Source organism: Streptomyces sp. S063, assembly GCF_002832675.1.
Classification (GTDB): Bacteria; Actinomycetota; Actinomycetes; order Streptomycetales; family Streptomycetaceae; genus Streptomyces; species Streptomyces sindenensis.
In genome coordinates, this window is the sequence record NZ_CP021707.1 from 944140 (window position 1) to 968707 (window position 24568).

Consider the following 24568-nt stretch of genomic DNA (forward strand, 5'->3'; position numbering starts at 1 on the left):
GCCGGTCGCCTAGATTGGCGTTGTGCAGGGCGGGCGATGCCCGCCCCAGGAAACTGTGGACGATGCCCGGGGGGCGAACCCCCTCGCAGGCATCAGGTGGAGGAGGCGCTGTGAGCAGCGACCCGTGGGGCCGCGTCGACGAGACGGGCACCGTGTACGTGCGTACAGCCGAGGGCGAGCAGGTCGTCGGATCGTGGCAGGCCGGTTCCCCCGAGGAGGCTCTGGCCTATTTCGAGCGCAAGTACGACGGCATTGTGGTCGAGATCGGCCTCCTCGAACGGCGGGTGAAGACCACCGATCTGTCGGCGAAGGACGCGACGACGGCCATCGACCATCTGCGGCAGCAGGTCGACGAGCACCACGCGGTGGGCGACCTGGACGCGCTGCGCAAGCGGCTGGACGCGCTCGTGGCGACGGTCGAGGCGCGGCGCGAGGAGCGCAAGGCGCAGAAGGCCAAGCAGACCGACGAGGCCAAGCAGGCCAAGGAGGCGCTGGTCGCCGAGGCCGAGGAGCTGGCGCGGAGCGAGCAGTGGCGGTCGGCCGGCGAGCGGCTGCGGGCGCTGGTGGACACCTGGAAGGGGCTGCCCCGCCTCGACCGCAAGTCGGACGACGAGCTGTGGCACCGCTTCTCGCACGCCCGCTCGGCGTTCTCCAAGCGGCGCAAGGCCCACTTCGCCGCGCTGGACGCCCAGCGCGAGGAGGCCCGCAAAGCCAAGGAGAAGCTGGTCACCGAGGCCGAGTCGCTGTCCGGTTCGACGGACTGGGCGGGCACGGCTGCGCGCTACCGCGATCTGATGACCGAGTGGAAGGCGGCGGGCCGCGCCCAGCGCGAGGCCGAGGACGACCTGTGGAACCGCTTCCGCGGCGCCCAGGACGTCTTCTTCGCCGCCCGGAGCGAGGTCTTCGCGGAGCGGGACGCCGAGCAGGGCGAGAACCTCAAGCTCAAGGAGGAGCTCGCCGCCGAGGCCGAGAAGCTGGTGCCGGTGAAGGACCTCAAGGCGGCCCGCGCCGCGTTCCGGTCCATCAACGAGCGCTGGGAGGCCATCGGTCACGTACCGCGTGACGCCCGCCCGAAGGTCGAGGGCCGGATGCAGGCGGTGGAGCGGGCGCTCCTGGAGTCCGAGGAGTCCGAGTGGCGCCGGACGAACCCGGAGGCGCGGGCCCGCGCCGAGGGTCTGACCGGTCAGCTCCAGGCCGCCGTGGACAAGCTGCGCGGCCAGATCGACACCGCGCGCGCCCAGGGCAACAACGCCCGCGCGGACAAGCTGGCCAAGGAGCTGGAGGGCCGCCAGGCGCTGCTGGACCAGGCGCTGAAGGGCCTGGAGGAGTTCGGCGGCTGAGCAGCCGGCTGACGGGAAGGGCCCCGGTACGCGTTGCGGCGCGTTGCGTACCGGGGCCCTTCCCGTGTTCGAGGTCAGGGGGCGGGGTGTTCCACCGTGCGGCGGGCGCCGCCCACCACGAACAAGGCCAGTACGGTCAGCGCCGCGCCGACCCACAGCACGCTCGTGGTGCCGATGCCGTCGACGGCGAAGCCGCCGAGGAACGCGCCCAGCGCGATGGACAGGTTGAACGCCGAGACGTACAGCGAGGTCGCCGCCTCGGTGGCGTCCGGTGCGGAGTCGAGTATCCAGGTCTGGAAGGTGACCGGCACCGCACCGTAGCCCAGCCCCCACAGCACCAGGATCGCCCCGGCCGGGAAGGCCCCGGCGTCGGTGAGCGCGAGGACGGCCATGGCCGCCGTGAGGACCGCCGAGATACCCATGACGCAGCGCCGGAGGTGGTGGGTGACGAGGGCTCCGGCGATGAAGTTGCCGCAGATCCCGGCGACTCCGAACGTCAGCAGCAGCACGCTGATCGAGCCGTCGGTCACACCGTCGCCCTGGAGGATCGGCCGGACGAACGTGTAGGCGAGGAAGTGGCCGGTGATGACCAGGAAGGTGAGGGCGATCCCCACCCGGACGCCGGCGTTGCCCCTGAAGACCTGTGGCAGGGCCGAGAAGGTGACGGTCCGCCCGGCCGGGACCCTGGGCATGAAGAAGAGCATGCAGGCCAGGGAGACGAGCCCGAGGATGCCCACGGCGGCGAACGCGGTGCGCCATCCGCTGAGATCGCCGATGAGCGTTCCGCTGGGCACCCCCAGGACGGACGCGGTCTCCACCCCGCCGAAGATCACGGCGGTGGCCCGGGCGACATGCCTGGCCGGCACCAGCCGCAGGGCGATGCCTCCGGCGATGGACCAGAAGCCGCCGACGCTGAGACCGATCAGGAACCGGGCGACGAGGACCACCGTGAAGCTGGTGGCGAAGGCGGAGGCCAGATTGGCCGCGCCCATCAGCCCGATCAGGACCACCAGGACGACACGGCGGTCGATGTGCCCGGTCGCCACGGTGACCAGGGGCGCCGAGACCGCGGCGACCAGACCGGGCACCGTCACCATGAGCCCGGCGGTCCCCTCGGAGATGTCGAGGGCCTGGCCGACGGGGGTGAGCAGCCCCACGGGGAGCAGCTCGGAGGTCATCAGGGAGAAGATGCCCAGGGTCACCGCCATGACGGCGAGCCAGCCCCTGACGGGTGAGCGACCGGTGGCCTCGGTCGTCCCGGTCTCGACGGTGGTCACGGGGTACCGGGTGTCTTGCGCGTGGTGACGTTCATCCGGTTCCACGCGTTGACGGTGAAGATGAGGGCGATGAGCTGGGCGAGCTCCTTCTCCTCGAAGTGCCGTTCGGCTTCCTCGTACACCGCGTCCGGCACGCCCTCGGGCAGGAGGGTGACCGCTTCGGTCAGGGCGAGGGCGGCCCGCTCCCTCTCGGTGAACAGGCTCGACTCCTCCCATGCGGAGAGCTGGTAGATCCGCTCCTCCGACTCTCCGGCCTTGCGGGCGTCCCCGGTGTGGTAGTCGATGCAGTAGGCGCACCGGTTGATCTGCGAGGCGCGGATCTGCACCAGTTCCAGCAGGACGGGGTCGAGACCTTCGCGGGAGGCGGCGTCGAGGGCGAGGACAGCCTTGAAGACCTTGGGAGAGACGGCGGAGAAGTTCATGCGCTGAGGCACCTGGAAAGTGGTCATGGAAGGACCGTAGGCGCGGAAGCGACCCGGAACGGGGTGCATTCTCAGGGCAGAATCATGGGTCAATCCCTCGCCCATGCCCCTCCCTGACCGCGCCTACGGCCCATGACCTCAGGCCTGCGGGCCGATGACCGTGGCTTACGGCCTGCGGGCCGACGTGACCCGGTAGACGTCGTAGACGCCCTCCACGCCGCGTACGGCCTTCAGGACGTGGCCCAGGTGCTTGGGGTCGCCCATCTCGAAGGTGAAGCGTGAGGTGGCCACCCGGTCGCGGGACGTCTGGACGGCCGCCGACAGGATGTTGACGTGCTGGTCGGAGAGGATCCGGGTGACGTCGGAGAGCAGTCGGGAGCGGTCCAGCGCCTCGACCTGGATGGCGACCAGGAAGACGGAGGACTGGGTGGGCGCCCACTCGACGTCGAGGATCCTCTCGGGCTGCTGCGAGAGCGATTCCACGTTGACGCAGTCCGCGCGGTGCACGGAGACGCCGCTGCCCCGGGTGACGAAGCCGATGATCGGGTCGCCGGGGACGGGCGTGCAGCAGCGCGCGAGCTTGACCCAGACGTCCTCGACGCCCTTGACGACGACGCCGGGGTCCGCGTTGGCGCGGCGCTTGCTGCGCCCGCCGTGCGAGGGCGGGGTGGACTCGGCGATGTCCTCGTTGGCCTCGTCGTGGCCGCCGAGCGCCTGCACCAGCTTCTGGACGACACCCGCCGCCGCGACATGGCCCTCGCCGATCGCCGCGTACAGCGAGGAGATGTCGGGGTAGCGCATCTCGTGGGCGAGGGTGACCAGGGAGTCGCCGGTCAGAATGCGCTGGATCGGCAGGTTCTGCTTGCGCATGGCCCGCGCGATGGCGTCCTTGCCCTGCTCGATGGCCTCGTCGCGGCGCTCCTTGGAGAACCAGGCGCGGATCTTGTTGCGGGCGCGCGGCGACTTGACGAAGCCGAGCCAGTCCCGGGAGGGCCCGGCGCCGGCCGCCTTGGAGGTGAAGACCTCGACCAGGTCGCCGTTGTCGAGCGTCGATTCGAGCGGGACGAGCCGCCCGTTGACGCGTGCTCCTATGGTCCGGTGGCCGACCTCGGTGTGGACGGCGTACGCGAAGTCGACGGGGGTCGCGCCGGCGGGCAGCGCTATCACGTCGCCCTTCGGCGTGAAGACGAAGACCTCGTTGCGCGAGAGGTCGAAGCGCAGGGACTCCAGGAACTCGCCGGGGTCCTCGGTCTCCTTCTGCCAGTCCAGGAGCTGGCGCAGCCACGCCATGTCGTTCACCGTGTCCTGGCCGCGCCCGGTGTTCTTGGGGACGTCGGTACGGACCTTGGAGGCGCCCGCGACGGCTTCCTGCTTGTACTTCCAGTGGGCGGCGATGCCGTACTCGGCGCGGCGGTGCATGTCGAACGTACGGATCTGGAGCTCGACGGGCTTGCCGCTGGGACCGATCACCGTGGTGTGCAGTGACTGGTACATGTTGAACTTCGGCATCGCGATGTAGTCCTTGAACCGTCCGGGCACCGGGTTCCACCGGGCGTGGACGGTGCCGAGCGCCGCGTAGCAGTCGCGGACGGTGTCGACGAGGACGCGGATGCCCACCAGGTCGTAGATCTCGGCGAAGTCACGGCCTCGCACGATCATCTTCTGGTAGACGCTGTAGTAGTGCTTGGGGCGGCCGGTGACGGTGGCCTTGATGCGGGCGGCGCGCAGGTCGGACTGGACCTCGTCGGTCACTATGGCGAGGTATTCGTCGCGCTTGGGGGCCCGCTCGGCGACGAGACGGACGATCTCGTCGTACATCTTGGGGTAGAGGATCGCGAAGGCGAGGTCCTCCAGCTCCCACTTGATGGTGTTCATGCCCAGCCGGTGCGCCAGCGGGGCGTAGATCTCCAGGGTCTCGCGGGCCTTCTTCTCCTGCTTCTCCCGCTTGAGATAGCGCATGGTGCGCATGTTGTGCAGGCGGTCGGCGAGCTTGATGACGAGGACCCGGGGTCCTTGGCCATGGCGACGACCATCTTGCGTACGGTCTCGGCCTGGGCGGCCTCGCCGAACTTGACCTTGTCCAGTTTGGTGACACCGTCGACGAGCAGGGCCACCTGGTCGCCGAAGTCCCGCTTGAGGGTGTCCAGGCCGTACTCGGTGTCCTCGACCGTGTCGTGGAGCAGACCCGCCATCAGCGTCGCCGGGTCCATGCCGAGCTCGGCGAGGATCGTGGTGACGGCGAGCGGGTGGGTGATGTAGGGGTCGCCGCTCTTGCGCTTCTGGCCTCGGTGCCAGCGCTCCGCGACCTGGTAGGCCTTCTCGATCTGGCGGAGCGTGGCCGTCTCGATCTTGGGGTCGTTGCCCCGGACCGTACGCAGCAGGGGTTCCAGGACGGGGTTGTACGGGCTGGAGCGCTGTACGCCCAGCCGGGCGAGGCGGGCCCGCACCCGGTTGGAGGAGCCGCCGGAGCGGGAGGCGGAGCCGGTGGCGGCCCCGGCCTTCGCGGGGGGCCCCGGGGGCGGGGGCTTGGGCGCGGCGGGGGCCGGCTTCCTGACCGGAGGCTGCGCGGGGCCCGTCGTCCCGGCCGGTTCCGGCGGGGCCTCGGGGGCCGCGGGTTTCACGGGAGGAGTGGCGGGCTTCGCGGTCCGGGGGCGCGCGGGATCGGCGGCCCGCTCGGCGGGCGCGGGCTCCGGCGCGTTCGAGGGCGCGGCCTTCTCGGGCGTGGCGGGGGCCGCCACGGGCTTGTCGGGCTGCGGGGCGGCGGCTGACTGGGCCTCGTCTGGCAAGAGCGCTCCTCGTGCGGATCCGGGGTACCCGGAGAGCCCATGGTATCGATCCCCCGGCGGGACCTCGCCCGGGGACGGTGGGAGCCTGCACAACGAGGGATGGGCACCCGGTGCTCCCGGGTGCCCATCCTGGTGTGCTCGATGTCCGTCGCCGGACGGCGGTCCGTTGTTCAGACCGTGATCAGGGCCTCCAGCGGGGCGCCCGCGAGGCCCGGCTCCAGGCGGGCGCGGCCCGCGAGGAAGCCGAGCTCCATGAGGACCGCGACGCCCGCGACCCGGGCGCCGGCCCGCCGGATGAGGTCCAGGGAGGCCTCGGCGGTGCCGCCGGTGGCGAGGACGTCGTCGATGACCATGACCCGGTCATCGGCGTCGAGGTCCTCGGCGTGGATCTCGATCTCCGCGCTGCCGTACTCCAGCTCGTAGGTCTGGCTCAGCGTGGCTCCGGGGAGCTTTCCGGCCTTGCGGACCGGGACGAAGCCGATGCCCGACCGGACCGCGACGGGCGCGGCCAGGATGAAGCCGCGCGCCTCCAGGCCGACGATCTTCGTGGCTCCGTGCCGTACGCACAGCTCCGCGAGGGTGTCGGTGAGCGCCGTGAAGGCGACCGGGTCCGCCAGCAGCGGGGTGATGTCCTTGAACACCACGCCCGGCTTCGGATAGTCCGCGACATCGCGGATCCGGCTGAGCAGCAGCTCCCTGATGGATTCGGTGGTGCTCGTCATCGCTCAGCGCTTCCCGGGGGTGCGGTGCGACCGGGGGCGGCCGATCGCCGTGCCCGCCGTCTCGGCGTCGTAGCCCCGGTCCTCGGGGCCGTCGTCGGGGGACTCCCCCTTGGCACCCGCGGCGGCCCGCTTGGCCAGGACCCGCTTCTTCAGCGCCTTCATCTGCGGGTCGCGTTCCTTGAGGTCGGCGACGAGCGGCGTGGCGATGAAGATCGAGGAGTAGGCACCGGCGGCCAGACCGACGAACAGCGACAGCGAGATGTCGTTCAGCATGCCGGCGCCGAGGACGCCGCCGCCGATGAACAGCAGACCGGCCACCGGCAGCAGCGCCACCACGGTGGTGTTGATGGAGCGGACCAGGGTGCTGTTGATCGACCGGTTGGCGATCTCGCTGTACGTGAAACGGGTCTGCTTGGTGATGTCCTTCTGGCCCTCCTTGAGGCTGTCGAAGACGACCACCGTGTCATACAGGGAGTAACCGAGAATGGTCAGCAGACCGATCACCGTGCCCGGGGTGACCTCGAAGCCGACCAGGGCGTAGACGCCGACCGTGATGGTGATGTCGTGGATCAGCGCGATGAGGGCGGCGACGGCCATCCGCCACTCGAAGGCGATGGCCAGATAGATCACCACCAGGACCATGAAGACCCCGAGGCCGGTCCACGCCTTGTTGGCGATCTGCTCACCCCAGCTGGGGCCGACCAGGTCCGCGTTGATGTCGTTGGCGGGGATGCCGAGCTCGTCGGAGAGGGTCTCCTTGATCTCGTTGGCCTTGGCGGTGTCGACCTCGGTGATCTGGATACGCAGACCGCCGTTGCCGAGCTCCTGGACGATGGCCTGGTGGCCGGAGGCCTCGGTCGCCACGTCGGTGGCCTGGGCGGTGGAGATCTGGGCCTTGGTGTCGGTCGTGAAGACCGCGCCGCCCTGGAACTCGATGCCCATGCGGAGGCCGCCGACCGCCACGCCGATGATGGCGGTGATGGTGATCAGGATCGAGACGCCGTACCAGATCTTGCGGTTGCGGATGAAGTCGTAGCCGACCTCGCCGCGGTAGAGCCGGGCGCCGAGATTGCCGAGTCGCGACATCTCACGCCTCCTTCGGTTCGGTGGGGGCGTTGACACGGCGCGAGCGGCGCAGCGGCGGCTGGGCGCCGAGCCGCTTCGGGTCCAGCCCGGACCACGGGCCGCCCTGGGAGAAGAACTTCGTCCGGCCCATGAGCGTCATCAGGGGCTTGGTGAAGAGGAACACCACGACGACGTCGAGCAGCGTGGTGAGGCCGAGCGTGAAGGCAAAGCCCTGCACCTTGCCGACGGTGACGATGAAGAGCACCGCGGCGGCCAGGAACGACACGAAGTCGGAGACCAGGATGGTGCGGCGGGCGCGCGGCCAGGCGCGCTCGATGGCCGGTCGCAGCGTGCGTCCTTCGCGGATCTCGTCCCTGACGCGTTCGAAGTAGACGATGAAGGAGTCCGCTGTGATGCCGATGGCGACGATGGCGCCGCAGACCGCGGGGAGGTTCAGCGCGAAGCCGATGGCCGGGCCCAGCAAGGACATGATCGTGTAGGTCAGGACGCCGGAGACCAGAAGGCTCAGCAGCGCGATGAACGCGAGACCTCGGTAGTAGACGACCAGGTAGATGATGACCAGCGCCAGACCGATCGCGCCGGCGATCAGGCCCGCCTGGAGCTGCTCGCTGCCGAGCGCGGCGGTCACCGTGGTGACGCTGACCTCCTTGAAGGTCAGCGGGAGGGCGCCGTAGGACAGGATGTTGCCGAGGTCCTCGGCCGACTGCTGGGTGAAGCTGCCGGAGATCTGGGCGTTCTTGCTGAGCGCCGTGCGCACCGACGGGGCGGAGACGACCTCGCCGTCGAGGACGATCGCGAACTGGTTCATCGGCGGCTGCTGCTGCGAGAGCCGACTGGTGATCGTCTGGAACTTCTTCGCGCCCTTGGAGGTGAACTCCATCGACACGATCCACTCGCCGGTCTGCTGGTCGATGGCGCCCTTGGCGTCGTCGACGTCGCCGCCGGAGACCTCGGCGGGACCGAGGATGTACTTCTCGTAGCTGCCCGGGACGTTCGAACCGCAGGCGACGATCGTGTCGGTGGCCTTGGCGTTCTTGCCCGCCTCGGTCCGCTGCTTGGGGTCGGTGCAGTCGAGCTTGGCGAACTCCTCCTGGAGCTTGGCCGTGGCCGGGTCCGCGGAGGGCGACGCCTCGGGGGATTCGGACGCCTTCGGCTTGTCGGAGGCGCCGGGGGTCGGGTCGTCCTTCTTCAGGGCGCCGGTGACCGCGCGGCCCTGGGTGGTGGCGCTCGCCGAGGGGGTGGCCTCCGAGCCGGTGGCCTCCTCACCCTGGGGCTTGCCCTCGTCCTCGCCCTGGGCGGACTCACCGGGCTTCGGGGTGGCGGAGGCCGAGGGGGTGGCGGAGCCGGAGGGCGTGGGCGTCTCGGGGCCGCTCGCCTGTACCGTCAACACAGGCCGGAAGTAGAGCTGGGCGGTGGTACCGACCTGCTCCTGGGCCTGCTTGGAGTTCGTCCCCTTGGGGATGTTGACGATGATGTTCTTGTTGCCCTGGGTCTGGACCTCGGCCTCGGAGACGCCCAGACCGTTGACCCGCCGCTCGATGATCCCGACCGCGGTGTCCATGTTGGTGGGGTTGATCGCGTTCGGCTTGCCGGGCTGGTTCTGCGCTTCCAGCGTGATCGACGTCCCGCCGGCCAGGTCGATGCCCAGCCGGGGTGTGGTGTGCCCGGACAGGAACATCCCTCCGGCGAGCGCGACCATGACGATGAGGATCAGCGCCAGGGCACGCCCCGGCCTGCCCTGACCGCTGGACGGCCCTCGGCCCTTCTTGGGTGCTGCCACCTTCTCGTTTCTCCCTGTCCAACCGCCCCGCGCCGGGTACGCGCCCGAGCGGCCACGAAGTGTAGTGGGGACCCTGCCCCCGCAGACGACCGCACGGTCTCGGGGACGCCCCGCGCCGGTGGGCGCGCGACGTCCCCGGGATCGTGAGAACTACTTGGAGTCGGCGTCGCCGTCGGTCTTGCCCTCGCCCTTGGCGTCCTTGGCGTCCTTGGCCGTGGCGTCCTCGGTCTCGGCGTCGTCGGCCGCGTCGTCCTTGCCCAGGTCGATCTTGGCGACCTCGGCGTCGGTGTCACCGGTCAGCGAGGAGGCGTCGTCGGGAACGACGGTGCTCTCGGCGTCGAGCTCCTGGTCGTCGCCGTGGACGATGCGGTTGTACTCCGCGTCGTCGAGAACGGCGCCGATGGCGTTCTTCGCGTAGACCGCGTGCACGCCGGGGGCGACCTCGAGGAGCACGGTGTCGTCGTGGACTTCCTTCACGGTCGCGTACATGCCCCCGATCGTGCGGACGCCGGTACCGGGCTGCATGTCGTTGCGCATCTGGGCGGCCGCCGCCTGCTTCTTCTTGGCGGAGCGGGTCATCAGGAACATGGCCCCGATGAGCACGATGAAGGGGAGGAGAGTGATGAGATCCACGGGACGGGAATTCCTTCGCACGACCGCGACTGGAATGCGGCCTCTATATACGGGGGTGGGTACACCGACCGGTTAGGGCGGCATCGGCGGAGTCTAGATGAGTCCGCATCGATGGAACAACGCCCAGCATGGCACCCAGGTTCCGGTCCGGGCGAACCTGTGACGTATCACGCCCCGAAGAGGCCCTGTTGTCCCTTTGCTCCGTGCTGCGGCGGGACCAGTCCCAGGTGGGCCCAGGCCGCGGGCGTGGCGACCCGGCCACGCGGGGTCCTGGCCAGCAGTCCTTCCCGTACGAGGAAGGGCTCGGCGACCTCCTCGACGGTCTCGCGCTCCTCCCCCACGGCGACCGCCAGGGTGGACAGGCCCACGGGGCCACCGCCGAACAGCTTCAGCAGGGCGCCGAGGACGGCGCGGTCCAGCCGGTCGAGTCCGCGGGCGTCGACCTCGTACACCTTGAGGGCTGCCGCGGCGATCTCCCGGTCGATCGCCCCCTCCGCCTTGACCTGGGCGTAGTCGCGGACACGGCGGAGCAGCCGGTTGGCGATACGGGGGGTGCCCCGGGAGCGTCCGGCGATCTCGGCGGCGCCCTCCACGTCGATGCCGACGTCCAGCAGCCGGGCGGAGCGGTGGATGACGCGCTCCAGCTCGGCGGGGGCGTAGAACTCCATGTGGCCGGTGAAACCGAAGCGGTCGCGCAGCGGGGGCGGCAGCAGCCCGGCCCGCGTGGTGGCCCCGACCAGGGTGAAGGGGGGCAGCTCCAGCGGGATCGCGGTGGCCCCGGGGCCCTTGCCGACGATGACGTCGACCCGGAAGTCCTCCATGGCCATGTAGAGCATCTCCTCGGCGGGCCGGGACATGCGGTGGATCTCGTCGAGGAAGAGGACCTCGCCCTCCTGGAGGGAGGAGAGGATCGCCGCGAGGTCGCCGGCGTGCTGGATGGCGGGGCCCGACGTGATGCGGATCGGGGCGTTCATCTCGGCCGCGATGATCATCGAGAGGGTGGTCTTGCCGAGGCCGGGGGCGCCCGAGAGCAGCACATGGTCGGCGGTGGCGCCGCGGGCGCGGGCCGCCTTGAGGACCAGGTCGAGCTGTTCGCGGACCTTCTCCTGGCCGACGAACTCGTCCAGGTCCTTGGGGCGCAGCGCCGCCTCGACCGCGGTGTCCTCGCCGTCGGCGTCCGCGTCGACCAGCCGGTCGTCGAAGACCGGGCCGGTGGGCTCGTCGGTCTCGGGTCCGGTCTCGTCCCAGTTCATCAAGGGCCTCTTCGGTGGTTCGGTGCCGGTCAGCGTGCGCGGTTGAGAGTCTGCAGGGCGGCCCGCAGGAGCTGGGGCACGGGGGGTGCGGTGCCCTCGGCGGCGGCGGCCTCGGCCTGCGGGGCGACGGCGTTGACGGCCTCGTCGGCCTCGCGGCTCGCGTAGCCGAGGCCGATCAGGGCGGCCTGGAGCTGGTCGCGCCACCCGGCAGTGACGGGGGTGCCGATGCCCTGCTGGCCGATGTGCGCGCCGACGGGTTCGCCGAGCCGGTCCTTGAGCTCCAGCAGCAGCTTCTGGGCGCCCTTCTTGCCGATGCCGGAGACGGCGGTCAGCGCCTTCTCGTCGCCGGTGGAGACCGCGAGGCGCAGGGCGTCGGGGCTGTGGGTGGCGAGCATGGCCTGGGCGAGCCGGGGGCCGACTCCGCTGGCGGTCTGGAGCAGCTCGAACACCTGCCGCTCGTCGTCGTCTCGGAAGCCGTACAGCGTGAGGGAGTCCTCCCGGACGACGAGGGAGGTGGCGAGCCGGGCCTCCTTGCCGACGCGCAGGTCGGCGAGGGTGTGCGGGGTGCACTGGACGGCCATGCCGATGCCGCCGACCTCGATGACGGCCGTGGTCGGGGCGAGGGCGGCCACCGGGCCGGAGACGAAGGCGATCATGCGGAGCAGCCTTTCAGCGTGCGCGGGGCGCGGGACGCGCCGGAGGTACGGGGTGCGGCGGACGCGCCGGGCGCAGGGGCGATGCCGGAGGTACCGGACGCGCCGGGGGCGGTGCCGGACGTGCGGGAGGCTCCGGTCGGGCCTGCCGAACGACGGGGCGTGGCGGACGCGTCAGGCGTACGGGGCGTGGCGGACGCGCCGGGGGTGCGGGAGATGCCCGGTGTGGCCTGGCGGCGAGAGGCGGTCGGCGTGCGGTGGGCCGTCACCGCCTGCTGGAGCCGGTTCTGCGCGGGGGCCCGCCAGATGTGGCAGATGGCGAGGGCCAGGGCGTCGGCGGCGTCGGCGGGCTTGGGCGGGGCGTCCAGCCGGAGCAGCCGGGTCACCATGGCCCCGACCTGGGCCTTCTCCGCACGGCCCGAGCCGGTGACGGCCGCCTTGACCTCGCTGGGCGTGTGCAGGGCGACCGGGATGCCGCGGCGGGCGGCACAGAGCATGGCGATCGCGCTGGCCTGGGCGGTGCCCATCACCGTACGGACGTTGTGCTGGGCGAAGACCCGCTCCACCGCCACATAACCCGGGGAGTACTCGTCGAGCCAGGCCTCGATGCCCCGCTCGACGGCGACGAGCCGATCACCCAGCTCGGCGTCGGTGGGGGTGCGCACGACGCCGACGCCGAGCATGGTCAGCCGACGGCCCGCGACCCCCTCGACCACGCCGACACCGCACCGGGTCAGCCCCGGGTCAACGCCCAGAACCCGCATGGAGCCCCCCTGATCCTCGCCGCTCGCGACGCCCACTCGTTCATCTGTTCCCGCAGGCTATCGGCTCGCACTGACAAAGCCTCGCAACCACATGACGACGGGCCGACGGGGTGTCCCCGTCGGCCCGTCGTACCGTGCTGTGCCGGCCGCGCCTCAGGCGTCGACCTTCTCCATGACCTCGTCGGACACGTCGAAGTTGGCGAAGACGTTCTGCACGTCGTCGCTGTCCTCCAGCGCGTCGATGAGCTTGAAGATCTTGCGGGCGCCCTCTTCGTCCAGCTCGACCTGCATGGTCGGCAGGAAGTTGGCCTCGGCGGAGTCGTAGTCGATGCCCGCCTCCTGGAGGGCGGTGCGCACCGCGACCATGTCGGTGGCCTCGCTTACCACCTCGAAGGTCTCGCCGAGGTCGTTGACCTCCTCGGCGCCCGCGTCGAGGACCGCGCCGAGGACGTCGTCCTCGGTCAGTTCGCCCTTGGGCACGATCACGACGCCCTTGCGGTTGAACAGGTACGAGACGGAGCCCGGGTCGGCCATCGAGCCGCCGTTCCGGGTCATCGCGACACGTACGTCGGAGGCGGCACGGTTGCGGTTGTCGGTGAGGCACTCGATGAGCACCGCGACACCGTTCGGGCCGTAACCCTCGTACATGATCGTCTCGTAGTCGGTACCGCCCGCTTCGAGACCGCCGCCGCGCTTGACGGCGGAATCGATGTTCTTGTTCGGGACGGAACTCTTCTTCGCCTTCTGGATGGCGTCGACGAGTGTCGGGTTGCCATCGGGGTCGACGCCGCCGGAGCGGGCCGCGACCTCGATGTTCTTGATCAGCTTCGCGAAGAGCTTGCCGCGCTTGGCGTCAATCACGGCCTTCTTGTGCTTCGTCGTAGCCCATTTAGAGTGGCCGGACATCTGCCTTCTCCTTCGCGTCACCAAAATCGAGTCGAACCCGAGAGATCCTACCGGGGTCCGCTCACTTCACTGCGCGCACCATGTCCACGAACAGAGCGTGCACGCGATGGTCGCCGGTCAGTTCGGGATGGAACGACGTGGCGAGGACATTCCGCTGGCGTACGGCCACGATGTGGCCGCCGTGCTCGGCGATGACCTCGGCCCCGGCCCCGACGGACTCCACCCAGGGGGCGCGGATGAACACGCCCTCCACGGGGCCGCCGTCGATCCCGGCGACCTCGACCGCGGCCTCGAAGGACTCGTTCTGCCGGCCGAAGGCGTTGCGCCGCACGATCATGTCGATGCCGCCGACGGTTTCCTGGCCGGAGCGCGGGTCGAGGATCTTCTCGGCCAGCAGGATCATCCCGGCGCAGGTGCCGTAGACCGGCATCCCGGCCCGGACCCGCTCGCGCAGCGGCTCCATCATGCCGAAGAGGACCGCCAGCTTGGACATGGTGGTCGACTCGCCACCGGGGATGACCAGGCCGTCGACCTCCGCCAGCTCCTCGGGACGCCGGACCGGCCTGGCCAGGGCGTCCGCCGAGGCCAGGGCGATCAGGTGCTCCCGTACGTCGCCCTGGAGCGCCAGGACGCCGATCACAGGGGTGTCACTCATCAGTGGTTACCAGCCGCGGTTGGCGTAGCGCTCGGACTCGGGCAGGGTGTCGCAGTTGATGCCGACCATGGCCTCGCCCAGGTTGCGGGAGGCGTCCGCGATGACCTTCGGGTCGTCGTAGAAGGTGGTGGCCTTCACGATGGCGGCGGCGCGCTTGGCCGGGTCGCCGGACTTGAAGATGCCGGAACCGACGAAGACGCCCTCGGCGCCGAGCTGGCGCATGAGCGCGGCGTCGGCCGGAGTGGCCACACCACCGGCGGAGAACAGCACGACGGGCAGCTTGCCGAGCTCGGCGACCTCCTTGACCAGCTCGTAGGGGGCGCGGAGGTCCTTGGCGGCGGCGTACAGCTCGTTGTTGTCGAAGCCGCGCAGCCGCGCGATCTCGTTCTTGATCTGGCGCAGGTGGCGGACGGCCTCGACGACGTTGCCGGTGCCGGCCTCGCCCTTCGAGCGGATCATGGCCGCGCCCTCGGCGATACGGCGCAGGGCCTCGCCCAGGTTGGTGGCGCCGCAGACGAAGGGGTGGTGAAGGCGAACTTGTCGCTGTGGTTGACCTCGTCGGCCGGGGTGAGGACCTCGGACTCGTCGATGTAGTCGACACCGAGGGACTGGAGGACCTGGGCCTCGACGAAGTGACCGATGCGGGACTTGGCCATGACCGGGATGGAGACGGCCCCGATGATCTCCTCGATCATGTTGGGGTCGGACATACGGGCCACGCCGCCGTCCTTGCGGATGTCGGCGGGGACCCGCTCCAGGGCCATGACGGCCACGGCGCCCGCGTCCTCGGCGATCTTCGCCTGCTCGGCGTCGACGACGTCCATGATCACGCCGCCCTTGAGCTGCTCGGCCATGCCGCGCTTGACGCGGGCGGTGCCGGTGGCGGGGGACTCGGCGGACTGCGGGGTGCTGGGAAGCGTGGACACGGGACCTCACTCGGTGAAAGACGCTGGATACTGCACCGCCGAGCAAACGCTGTGCGGCCAGGCCACAGCAAGGGCCAATGAACAGGCCGTGGATCGTTTTGGCCTGGGATCGCTCTCCCGACCGCTCTCCGGCTCGGAGGCCGTCAGGTGCCCGGGCGGTCCGCCAGGGCCACCGGCGGGGCGTCGTCCATCTCGAAGGCGAGCGGGAACGGCGCGTGCCCGGCCAGCCGGAGGAGCCGGACGGTGCGGTGCCGGCGCAGGGCGCGGGCGGCGCGCACGGCGTCGTTGTGGAAGCGGCGGGCCATGGGCACGCGGCGTACGGCGGCGGCCAGTTCGGTGGCCGCCTCGACGCCGCCGGGGATCTCCTTCACCGCGTCGACCTGGGCCGGTTCTCCGAAGACGGCGCGCAGCGCGGCGCTCAGCTCGCTCTCGGCGACCTCGCGATGGTCCTCCTCGGCCTGCCGGGCGGCGTGCGCGGCCTCGTACAGGACGATCGAGGCGGCCGGGTCCAGGACGCCGGAAGTGGCCAGCTCCTGGGTGACCGAGGCGCGGCGCAGCAGTTGGGCGTCGAGGGCGGCGCGGGCGGCGTCGATCCGGGAGTGCAGGCGGTCGAGCCGGCCGGCGGTCCAGCTGAGGTACACGCCGATCGCGATCAGGGCGAGGACGATCCAGACGATGAGGGTTACGGTCACGGGCCCACACGCTACCGTCGTCGGCGGCCCCCGCTTCAACAGGAGGCCACCGCGACCGCGTACCGGCGCCCGGTCCACGCCGCCGCCGACCGCGAGCCCCCGGCGCTCAGTCCCGCGCGAGCCCGAACCGGGCCCGCAGCCCGGAGCGTTCGTCCGCCGCGACCGACGCGGCCCCGTCGGTCACCGTCTCGTACACCGCGAGGATGTCGGCCCCCACCGTCGCCCAGTCGAAGCGCCGTACGTGGGCCTCGCCGCGCTCCCGCAGCCCCTTCCGGCGCTCCGGGTTGCCCAGCAGCCGGATCGCGGCCTCGGCCAGCGCGTCGGCGTCCTCGTTGGCGAACAGGTCGCCCGCCGCGCCCTGGTCCAGCACCTGGGCGAAGGCGTCCAGGTCGCTCGCGAGGACCGGCGCACCGGCCGACAGCGCTTCGACCAGGATGATGCCGAAGCTCTCGCCGCCGGTGTTCGGGGCCACGTACACATCGACGCTGCGCAGCAGCCGGGCCTTGTCCTCGTCGCTGACCATGCCGAGGAACTCGACGCGTTCGCGCAGCTCCTTCGGCAGCGTGGCCACCGCCTCCTCCTCGTCGCCCCGCCCGGCGACCAGCAGCCGTGCCTCGGGGCGGGCGGCGAGGATCGCGGGCAGCGCCTTCATCAGGACGGGCAGGCCCTTGCGGGGTTCGTCGATGCGGCCGATGAAGCCGAGCGTCTGGCCCTGCCACTCGGCCTTCGGCTCGGCCTGGGCGAAGAAGCCGACGTCGACGCCGTTGGGGATGACGACGGCGTCCCCGCCGAGGTGCTCGACCAGGGTGCGCCGCGCGTACTCGCTGACCGCGATCCGGGCGCTGATCTTCTCCAGCGCGGGCTGGAGGATCGGGTACGCGGCGATCATCGCCCGGGAGCGCGGGTTGGAGGTGTGGAAGGTGGCCACGATCGGACCCTGCGCCGCCCAGCAGGCCAGCAGGCCCAGCGACGGGGAGGTCGGCTCGTGGATGTGGATCACGTCGAACGTGCCGTCGTGCAGCCAGCGCCGCACCCGGGCCGCCGACAGGAAGCCGAAGTTCAGCCGGGCGACGGAGCCGTTGTACGGGACCGGGACGGCCCGGCCCGCCGAGACCACGTACGGAGGCAGCGGGGTCTCGTCGTCGGCGGGGGCCAGCACGGAGACCTCGTGGCCGAGCCGGATCAGGTGTTCGGCGAGGTCCCGGATGTGGAACTGCACGCCGCCCGGTACGTCCCAGGAGTACGGGCAGACGATGCCGATCTTCACTGCGGTCCCCCCCGGGGTCCAGGTCGTCCAGCCAGAGCCGCTGGAGCATGTGCCAGTCCTCCGGATGCTCGGCGATCCCGCCGGCGAAGGCGTCGGCCAGCGCTTGCGTCATCGCGGACGCCTTCTCGATACGGGTGCCCTCCTCGGGCACCTCGACCGCCGGGTGGACGCGGGCGCCCATCACCGGCGTGCCGTCGTACCAGAGGGTGACCGGCAGCAGGAGAGCGCCGGTCTGCTGGGCGAGCAGCGCCGGGCCCGCGGGCATCCGGGCGGTGGCGCCGAAGAACGACACCTCGACGCCGGAGGCGGACAGGTCCCGGTCCGCGACCAGGCAGACCAGGCCGCCCGCGCGCAGCCGCCGGGCCAGGGTCCCGAAGGCGGCCCCGCCGCTGTGCGGCAGGACCTCCATGCCGAGGCCCTCGCGGTAGGCGACGAAGCGGTCGTAGAGGGTGGCGGGCTCCAGCCGTTCGGCGACGGTGGTGAAGGGGACCTTGAGGTGGGTGGTGACCCAGGCGCCCGCGTGGTCCCAGTTGCCCAGGTGGGGCAGGGCGAGGATCACGCCCTTCCCGGCGTCCAGGCCCTCGGTCAGCAGGTGGGCGTCCTGGACGTCGATGCCCTCCCTGATCCGCTCCGGGCTCCACGTCGGCAGCCGGAACGACTCCATCCAGTAGCGCATGTAGGAGCGCATCCCGGCCCGCGACAGCTCGGCCAGCCGCTCCGGTCCGGCGTCGGGGGCGACCCGTGCCAGATTGGACTCCAGGCGCAGCACGCTCTTGCCGCGCCGCTTCCACGTCTGGTCGGCGATGGTGCGGAAGAGCCGGGCGGCGGCGGGCTCGGGCAGCGTCTTGACCGCGCTCCAGCCCAGTCCGTACAGCCCGTCGGTGAGCCGGCCCCTCAGGTCGGAAGCGGTCACCGGTCGGCCTCGCTCCCTCGGCCCGCGGGCCCCGAGGCGGCGGCCTCGGCGGCGTCCGCCTCCGCCGACTCACGACGTACGGTCACCACGCGCTGGACCAGCGTCACGAGGCTGCCGACGGCGACGATCCACAGCGCGATCGGGAGCAGGACGTCGATGCCGGGCACGCCGAACTTGTGCAGTCCGGCGAGACCGGCGGCGACCAGCGAGATCACCAGGCGCTCGGCGCGCTCCACCAGGCCGTTGACCGCGACCGGCAGCCCGATCGACTCGCCGCGCGCCTTGGTGTACGAGACCACCTGGCCGCTGGCCAGGCAGAAGATCGCGACGGCGCAGAGGATGTTGTCGTCACCGCTGCCCGCGTACCAGAGGGCGAAGCCGGCGAAGATCGCCCCGTCGGCGACCCGGTCCAGTGTCGAGTCGAGGAACGCGCCCCACCGGCTGGAGATCCCGGCCTGCCGCGCCATGTTGCCGTCGACGAGGTCGGAGAAGACGAAGATCGTGATGACGATCGTGCCCCAGAAGAACTCCCCCATCGGGAAAAAGACCAGCGCACCTGCCATCACTCCGGCCGTGCCGATGAGAGTGACCGCGTCGGGGCTGACCCCGAGGCGGAGCAGCAGAGCGGCGAACGGTGTGAGGACACGCGTGAAGAATGCACGCGCGTACTTGTTCAGCATGGCCTTCCCGAGGGTTCGGTTCGCCGGGCGGCCCTTCGGCCACCGGCTGGCCCATCGTAGTCACGGCCGGTCCCTTCCACCGGACGGGCACCCGCCGCCGGGTGTCACCCGCCCCGGCCCCGCCGCGCCCGGGGCGCGATCCACGGAGGCGGCCGCCCGTGCGCGAGCTGTGGACGAGGTCCCGCCACGGTGCCAAGCTCGAAGGACCGCGGGCGTCGCCGAGACCGCCGCGGCGGCCTCCCCACCCCGTGACCACCGCTGCTCGCGCGCGGTCGCCCTCCCCCGCACCGCGCCATCGACCGGGAGGCACGCACCATGGGCGACAAGGCACACGCACACCCCGGAGCCGCCGGAGGAGCACCGGCGGCCGGCCACCCCTCCGCCGTACGGAACGTGGTGCTGGTCGGCCCCAGCGGATCGGGCAAGACCACCCTGGTCGAGGCCCTGGCCCTGACGGCGGGGGCCGTGAACCGGGCCGGCCGGGTCGAGGACGGGGCGACCGTCTCCGACTACGACGAGATCGAGCAGCGCCGCCGGCGTTCCGTCCAGCTCTCGCTGGTTCCGGTGGCCTGGGACGGGTGCAAGATCAATCTGCTGGACACCCCCGGCTACGCGGACTTCGTCGGGGAGCTGCGGGCCGGTCTGCGCGCGGCGGACGCGGCCCTCTTCGTCGTCTCGGCGGCGCAGGAGGCCCAGTCGGTGGCGGCGACCACCCGGGCCGCCTGGGAGGAGTGCGCGCTCGTCGGCATGCCGCGCGCGATCGTCGTCACGCATCTGGACACCGCCCGCACCTCCTTCGACGACATGACCCGGATCTGCGCCGAGAACTTCGGGGGCGACGACCCCGACGCCGTACTGCCGCTGTACCTGCCCGTGCCGGGTCCCGAGGCGGCCGACGGGCACGCCCCGCTGACCGGCCTCACCGGACTGCTGAGCCGGCGGATCCTGGACTACTCCTCCGGCGAACGCGCCGAGCTCCCGCCCGCGCCCGGCCAGGAGGAACCACTGCGTCAGGCCCGCGACCGGCTGATCGAGGGGATCATCGCCGAGAGCGAGGACGAGTCCCTGATGGACCGCTACCTCGACGGCGAGGACATCGGCATCGCGACCCTGACCGCCGATCTGGAACGCGCCGTCGCCCGGGGCTCCTTCCACCCCGTCCTCACGGCCGCCCCCGCGGCCGAGGGCGCCCGCCAGGGCATCGGCACCGTCGAACTGCTGGAGCTGATCACCCGCGGTTTCCCGACCCCGCTGGAACGCACCCCGCCCGTCGTCACCACCCCCTCGGGCGGGCCCCGGCCCGCGCCGGTCTGCGACCCCGACGGCCCGCTGGTCGCCGAGGTCGTCAAGACGTCCTCCGACCCGTACGTGGGCCGCGTCTCCCTGGTCCGCGTCTTCTCCGGCACCCTGCGCCCCGACGACTCGGTGCATCTGTGCGGCCACGGCCTGGACGCCACGGGGCACGCCCCGCGCCCCTGCCACGAGGCGGAGATCCGCGTCGGGGCGCTCACCTCCCCGTTCGGCCGCCGGCAGAACGCGCTGGACCGGTGCGTCGCGGGCGATCTGGCGTGCGTGGCCCGGCTCGGCGAGGCGGAGACCGGCGACACGCTCTCCCCGGCCGGCGACCCGGTCCTGATCGAGCCCTGGTCGACGCCGGACCCGCTGCTTCCGCTGGCCGTACGGGCGCACGGCAAGGCGGACGAGGACAGACTGTCGCAGGGCCTGGCCCGGCTGGTCGCGGAGGACCCCACCCTGCGCCTCGAACAGAACCCGGACACCGGCCAGGTCGTCCTGTGGTGCCTGGGCGAGGCCCACCAGGAGGTGGCCCTGGAGCGGCTGCGCAGCCGTTACGGCGTCCAGGTCGACGCGGAACCGCACCGGGTGCCGCTGCGCGAGACGTTCGCGAGCCGGGCCGCCGGGCGCGGACGGCACGTCAAACAGTCCGGCGGACACGGCCAGTTCGCGATCTGCGAGATCGAGGTGGAGCCGCTGCCGCCGGGCTCCGGCATCGAGTTCGTCGACAAGGTCGTCGGCGGTTCGGTGCCGCGCCAGTTCATCCCCTCGGTGGAGAAGGGCGTCCGGGCCCAGGCCGCCAAGGGGCTGTCCGACGGGCACCCGCTGGTCGACGTACGGGTCACGCTGCTGGACGGGAAGGCGCATTCGGTGGACTCCTCGGACGCCGCGTTCCAGACCGCCGGGCGCTGGCGCTGCGCGAGGCCGCGGCCGAGTCCCGCATCCGGCTCCTGGAGCCGGTCTGCGAGGTGAGCGTCCTGGTCCCCGACGACTACGTGGGCCCGGTGATGAGCGACCTGTCGGGGCGGCGCGGCCGGGTCGTGGGCACCGAGCAGAGCGCGGGCGGGCGCACCCTCGTACGGGCGGAGGTGCCGGAGATCGAGGTCGGCCGGTATGCGGTGGACCTGCGCTCCCTGTCGCACGGCACCGGCCGCTTCGACCGCATGTACGCCCGGCACGAGCCGATGCCGCCGCAGATCGCCGACCGGGTCCGCGCCGAGCCGGCGGACGGGGCCCCCGGCGCCTGACCGGCGACCCGGTCGGCGACGGCCGCCCCTGTTCCCGGTCATCGAGTGGCCCCCGGCGCGTGACCGGCGCACTGTCGCACACGCCGTCCGTGTGCACGCCGGTGACCGCCGGTGGGGTGATCCGGACGATACGCTGTGGGCGCAGCTCAGAAGGTATGCCGCGTACGGTAGTTGGGCACACCGCAGGAGCAGACGTGCGGCGAGTGGGGGCGACAAGGTGGCCAACGACGGATTCGACTTCTCACCCGGGGCCCAGATCCCGATCCAGGGCTCGGGCAGTCAGACCGTGGCGACCAATGCCCTGGCCTCGGCGGCGTACCGGGACAGCCCGGTGGAGACGATCCTCGACGCCAACAGCGAGTGGCACAAATCGGAAGTGAAGCCGGGCTCCTCCAAACTCTTCAAGTCCGACTACTTCAAGCCGAATCTCGGCGAGGCATTCGCCCGCGCCGTCCAGGAGCGCATGCTCGGCGGCGCCCGCAAGGCGCTCATCCAGTCCTTCGGCACGGACCCGCAGACCGTGGTGGAGCACTGCCTGTCGGCGAACAACCTGCGCAAGGCCCGCGACACCCGGCTCACCCTGGTGACCGTGGTGTTCGGCGTGCTGTTCCTGCCCGGCATGCTGGCCTGGGTGATCGCCTTCCGGATCCGGGACGCGCTCAACAAGTCCAAGGACACGGCGTTCCGGGCCGTCGGCACGGTGCTGCTGGCCGCCTTCGGGATCGGCGCCCTGGTCCTGATGATCCGGCTCCCCTGGACGGGCTGCTCGCGCTCTACGTCCGGGCCGCGATCGTCGCCCCGGTGATCGGCTGGCTGCTCGCCAAACGGATCGCGGAGACCTCGGCGAAGGACCTGCGGGCCCGCTGGGAGGGCCTTCTCTCCGGCACCGGGGTGATCGCGAAGATCCCCGAGGCGGTGCCGAAGAACCCCAACGAGACCGCGCGCGAGGCCCTGCGCCAGGGCCTGGAGAAGCTGTCGGCCGAGCAGCAGTCGAACGCCGTCTTCTACGCCGGCCCCAAGGGCGTCCTCGGGATGGGCACCCGCTGGGGCAGCTGGCAGCTGGCCGAGGAGCTGATCCCCAAGGACCCGACGAAGGAGATCCACCAGTTCCGCAGCTGGGACCTGATCCGGATCATCCACGACCAGCTGAAGATGCTGGAGCGCGGACCGCTGAACACCGGCGGCTTCCCGAAGCCGTCCGTGAAGCACTGGATCGTCTCGCCCATCGGGGAGAACGCCGACGCCGTCACCCGCCCCGAGGGTGAGGACGTCGCCACCTTCCAGGTGAAACCGCACGAGATACAGCGGATCTGCAACCACCAGCAGTTCGGCAGCGGCGACCGGCACTATCTGGGCGTCCAGTTCACCCTGTGGGACGGTCAGCTGGTGATCACCATGATGATCACTGTCACCGTGCTCCACGAGACGCTGCGCATCGAGGTCACCGGCCACGCGCTCGGCCCGGTGCACGGTCTGTTCCTCACCAAGCCGGCGGCGAAGACGAAGACGGTCAACAAGACCGTCCGCTTCTGGGAGACCCGGGACGTCCAACTGGCGCTGGTGGACGCCAAGGAGGTCGTCCGGCTCGCCCTGCGGGCTCCCCTCACCTGGTATCCGCCGCTGCTCGACTACCTGGGCGGAAAGATCGTGCTGCCCGAGCCGTTCGGGCTGCGACACGCGTGGGCGGCGAAGCCCTGGAACCACCGCTTCATGGCGGACGACGCGATGCGTGCCGCCACCCCGGTGCTGCGGGCGGTCCACTCGGCGGCGATGCGCGTCCTCGAGGAGAACGGCGTCGACACCGAGCGCTTCGACAGCCGCTCGATGATACTGAGCGGTCTCGTCCAGGACCCGGCCCCGCGCAAGGCCGACGTCTACGACGCGTAGGGCACGACGTCGTACGGAGAGGGCCCCCACCTCGGTGGGGGCCCTCTCCGTACGACGAGCTAGACGGCGGCGGGCCAGACCTCGGCCAGCATCGCCCGGGTGTCGCCCAGCAGCTGGGGCAGCACCTTGGTGTGGCCGATGACCGGCATGAAGTTGGTGTCCCCGCCCCAGCGCGGCACCAGGTGCTGATGCAGGTGGGCGGCGATCCCGGCGCCGGCCACGGAGCCCTGGTTCATGCCGATGTTGAACCCGTGCGCCCCGGAGGCGGCACGCAGCGCCACCATCGCCCGCTTGGTGAAGTCCGCGAGCTCCGCGGTCTCCGGATCGTCCAGCTCGGTGTAGTCGGCGACATGCCTGAAGGGCACGACCATGAGGTGGCCGCCGTTGTACGGATACAGGTTCAGCACCGCGTAGACGTGCTCGCCGCGAGCCACGACGAGCCCGTCCTCGTCGGATTTCGCCGGGATCGAACAGAACGGACAGCCGTCCTCGGCACCCGGGCCACTCGGCTTGTTCTCACCCTGGATGTACGCCATCCGATGGGGCGTCCACAGGCGCTGGAATGCGTCGGGCGTCCCCACGCCGATCTGCTGCTCCGGCTCACTCGTCATGCCGATCAGCATATTGCGTCACCCCGGCGGAGCGTGTCGCCGGGGCCGGACCGCTCGGCCGCCCACGATGCTGAGGCGATGAGCGACCGACCCGCCCCCGATCCACCCGCCCGGCTGACCCGCTGGGAGCAGCGCACGGAGGTACCGCTCTTCGCCGCGGGACTGCTCTTCCTGACGGGGTACGCGGTCCGGGTGCTGGCCCCGCGCGACGCCGAGCCCTGGCACGACATCGCGCTGATCCTCGTCTGGTCGACCTGGCTGCTCTTCCTCGTCGACTACGCGACCCGGCTGCACCTCAGCGGCCTGGGCGCGCGCTTCGTTCCCGTGCGCTGGCTCGACACCCTGGTCCTGCTGCTGCCACTGCTGCGCCCGCTGCGGATGGTCCAGGTGTACCTGGCGGTGCAGCGCCGCCGGGACCGGCCCAGGCTGAACCTCTACGCGCGCGTGATGGCGTACGCGGGCCTGACCGCCGTGCTGCTCGGCTTCGCCGCCTCGCTCGCCGTCTACCACCTGGAGCGCGCGGCACCCGGCGCGTCCATCCGCACCTTCGGTGACTCGGCGTGGTGGGCGTGCGCGACGCTCACGACGGTCGGTTACGGGGACGCCGCACCGGTCACGTTCTGGGGGCGGGTGGTCGCCGCGGGACTGATGGCCGGCGGTCTCGCGCTGCTGGGGGCGGTGACGGGGTCGTTCTCGTCGTGGCTGATCCAGGTGTTCACCAGGGAGGACGAGAAACGGCCCCCGGAGCGCGATTAGCGCTCAGGGGCCGTTCCCG

General features: G+C 71.3%; 16 protein-coding genes and 6 pseudogenes. 4 read left to right on the top strand and 18 right to left on the bottom strand.

The features are described 5' to 3' along the window. Positions 1-110 precede the first annotated feature (110 nt). Positions 111-1340 carry a DUF349 domain-containing protein gene (locus CCZ36_RS04190; protein WP_128817048.1) on the top strand — a complete coding sequence of 410 codons (1230 nt, stop codon included), beginning with the start codon at positions 111-113 and terminating at the stop codon, positions 1338-1340. 74 nt (positions 1341-1414) lie between these two features. Here CCZ36_RS04190 and CCZ36_RS04195 read toward each other — a convergent pair whose 3' ends face one another. The 17 genes and pseudogenes from CCZ36_RS04195 to pgsA form a co-directional block, all read right to left on the bottom strand. Next, positions 1415-2617 (bottom strand): MFS transporter, encoded by a 1203-nt coding sequence (locus CCZ36_RS04195; RefSeq protein WP_128817049.1) that lies wholly within the window; start codon positions 2615-2617, stop codon positions 1415-1417. Then, the gene (locus CCZ36_RS04200) at positions 2614-3066 is read right to left on the bottom strand and encodes a carboxymuconolactone decarboxylase family protein (protein WP_164873482.1); all 453 of its coding nucleotides are present in this window, start codon (positions 3064-3066) and stop codon (positions 2614-2616) included. Before CCZ36_RS04200 ends, CCZ36_RS04195 begins: the two co-directional genes overlap by 4 nt. A 138-nt stretch (positions 3067-3204) precedes the next feature. After that, a pseudogene (locus CCZ36_RS04205) lies at positions 3205-5660 on the bottom strand (RelA/SpoT family protein). Positions 5661-5995: 335 nt separating this feature from the next. Next, on the bottom strand, positions 5996-6547 hold the full coding sequence (locus CCZ36_RS04210; protein WP_069737359.1) for an adenine phosphoribosyltransferase: 552 nt from the start codon (positions 6545-6547) through the stop codon (positions 5996-5998). A gap of 3 nt (positions 6548-6550) precedes the next feature. Further along, positions 6551-7633 carry a protein translocase subunit SecF gene (gene secF, locus CCZ36_RS04215; protein ID WP_069737360.1) on the bottom strand — a complete coding sequence of 361 codons (1083 nt, stop codon included), beginning with the start codon at positions 7631-7633 and terminating at the stop codon, positions 6551-6553. A 1-nt stretch (position 7634) separates the two neighbouring features. Continuing rightward, positions 7635-9413: a protein translocase subunit SecD gene (gene secD, locus CCZ36_RS04220; protein ID WP_069737361.1), complete on the bottom strand. Its 1779-nt coding sequence runs from the start codon at positions 9411-9413 to the stop codon at positions 7635-7637. Positions 9414-9563: 150 nt separating this feature from the next. Beyond that, positions 9564-10046: a preprotein translocase subunit YajC gene (yajC, locus tag CCZ36_RS04225; RefSeq protein WP_069737362.1), complete on the bottom strand. Its 483-nt coding sequence runs from the start codon at positions 10044-10046 to the stop codon at positions 9564-9566. Positions 10047-10213: 167 nt separating this feature from the next. After that, positions 10214-11299 carry a Holliday junction branch migration DNA helicase RuvB gene (gene ruvB, locus CCZ36_RS04230; protein ID WP_128817050.1) on the bottom strand — a complete coding sequence of 362 codons (1086 nt, stop codon included), beginning with the start codon at positions 11297-11299 and terminating at the stop codon, positions 10214-10216. Positions 11300-11328: 29 nt separating this feature from the next. After that, positions 11329-11955 (bottom strand): Holliday junction branch migration protein RuvA, encoded by a 627-nt coding sequence (ruvA, locus tag CCZ36_RS04235; RefSeq protein WP_032780883.1) that lies wholly within the window; start codon positions 11953-11955, stop codon positions 11329-11331. Positions 11956-12113: 158 nt separating this feature from the next. Then, a pseudogene (gene ruvC, locus CCZ36_RS04240) lies at positions 12114-12716 on the bottom strand (crossover junction endodeoxyribonuclease RuvC); the annotation flags it as partial. 153 nt (positions 12717-12869) lie between these two features. Then, positions 12870-13622, bottom strand: coding sequence for a YebC/PmpR family DNA-binding transcriptional regulator (locus tag CCZ36_RS04245; RefSeq protein ID WP_006123225.1), 753 nt, complete (start codon positions 13620-13622; stop codon positions 12870-12872). A gap of 61 nt (positions 13623-13683) precedes the next feature. Next, positions 13684-14277 carry a pyridoxal 5'-phosphate synthase glutaminase subunit PdxT gene (pdxT, locus tag CCZ36_RS04250; protein WP_069737364.1) on the bottom strand — a complete coding sequence of 198 codons (594 nt, stop codon included), beginning with the start codon at positions 14275-14277 and terminating at the stop codon, positions 13684-13686. 6 nt (positions 14278-14283) lie between these two features. Then, positions 14284-15203 (bottom strand): annotated as a pseudogene (pdxS, locus tag CCZ36_RS04255) (pyridoxal 5'-phosphate synthase lyase subunit PdxS). Between the two features lie 143 nt (positions 15204-15346). Then, positions 15347-15895, bottom strand: coding sequence for a hypothetical protein (locus CCZ36_RS04260; RefSeq protein WP_069737365.1), 549 nt, complete (start codon positions 15893-15895; stop codon positions 15347-15349). A gap of 106 nt (positions 15896-16001) precedes the next feature. Continuing rightward, a complete protein-coding gene (locus tag CCZ36_RS04265; RefSeq protein WP_128817052.1) occupies positions 16002-17162 on the bottom strand; it encodes a glycosyltransferase family 4 protein in 1161 nt (386 codons plus the stop codon). 4 nt (positions 17163-17166) lie between these two features. Beyond that, a pseudogene (locus tag CCZ36_RS04270) lies at positions 17167-18075 on the bottom strand (phosphatidylinositol mannoside acyltransferase); the annotation flags it as partial. After that, positions 18072-18755, bottom strand: coding sequence for a phosphatidylinositol phosphate synthase (gene pgsA, locus CCZ36_RS04275; RefSeq protein ID WP_069737368.1), 684 nt, complete (start codon positions 18753-18755; stop codon positions 18072-18074). The gene pgsA and the pseudogene CCZ36_RS04270, both read right to left, overlap by 4 nt. 315 nt (positions 18756-19070) lie before the next feature. Here pgsA and CCZ36_RS04280 point away from each other — a divergent pair. After that, a pseudogene (locus tag CCZ36_RS04280) lies at positions 19071-21295 on the top strand (elongation factor G-like protein EF-G2). Between the two features lie 217 nt (positions 21296-21512). Next, positions 21513-23182 (top strand): annotated as a pseudogene (locus CCZ36_RS04285) (hypothetical protein). 59 nt (positions 23183-23241) lie between these two features. Here CCZ36_RS04285 and CCZ36_RS04290 read toward each other — a convergent pair. After that, the gene (locus CCZ36_RS04290; RefSeq protein ID WP_069737371.1) at positions 23242-23805 is read right to left on the bottom strand and encodes an HIT family protein; all 564 of its coding nucleotides are present in this window, start codon (positions 23803-23805) and stop codon (positions 23242-23244) included. 66 nt (positions 23806-23871) lie between these two features. Between CCZ36_RS04290 and CCZ36_RS04295 the strand changes: the two genes are divergently transcribed. After that, on the top strand, positions 23872-24549 hold the full coding sequence (locus CCZ36_RS04295; RefSeq protein ID WP_069737372.1) for a potassium channel family protein: 678 nt from the start codon (positions 23872-23874) through the stop codon (positions 24547-24549). The last annotated feature ends 19 nt before the right edge of the window (positions 24550-24568 follow it).

Bases quoted from the DNA above. Each gene is read 5' to 3' on its own strand.
- CCZ36_RS04200 (WP_164873482.1), bottom strand. From the start codon at position 3,066: ATGACCACTTTCCAGGTGCCTCAGCGCATGAACTTCTCCGCCGTCTCT.
- CCZ36_RS04210 (WP_069737359.1), bottom strand. From the start codon at position 6,547: ATGACGAGCACCACCGAATCCATCAGGGAGCTGCTGCTCAGCCGGATC.
- secF (WP_069737360.1), bottom strand. From the start codon at position 7,633: ATGTCGCGACTCGGCAATCTCGGCGCCCGGCTCTACCGCGGCGAGGTC.
- ruvB (WP_128817050.1), bottom strand. From the start codon at position 11,299: ATGAACTGGGACGAGACCGGACCCGAGACCGACGAGCCCACCGGCCCG.
- ruvA (WP_032780883.1), bottom strand. From the start codon at position 11,955: ATGATCGCCTTCGTCTCCGGCCCGGTGGCCGCCCTCGCCCCGACCACG.
- CCZ36_RS04245 (WP_006123225.1), bottom strand. From the start codon at position 13,622: ATGTCCGGCCACTCTAAATGGGCTACGACGAAGCACAAGAAGGCCGTG.
- pdxT (WP_069737364.1), bottom strand. From the start codon at position 14,277: ATGAGTGACACCCCTGTGATCGGCGTCCTGGCGCTCCAGGGCGACGTA.
- pgsA (WP_069737368.1), bottom strand. From the start codon at position 18,755: ATGCTGAACAAGTACGCGCGTGCATTCTTCACGCGTGTCCTCACACCG.
- CCZ36_RS04290 (WP_069737371.1), bottom strand. From the start codon at position 23,805: ATGCTGATCGGCATGACGAGTGAGCCGGAGCAGCAGATCGGCGTGGGG.
- CCZ36_RS04295 (WP_069737372.1), top strand. From the start codon at position 23,872: ATGAGCGACCGACCCGCCCCCGATCCACCCGCCCGGCTGACCCGCTGG.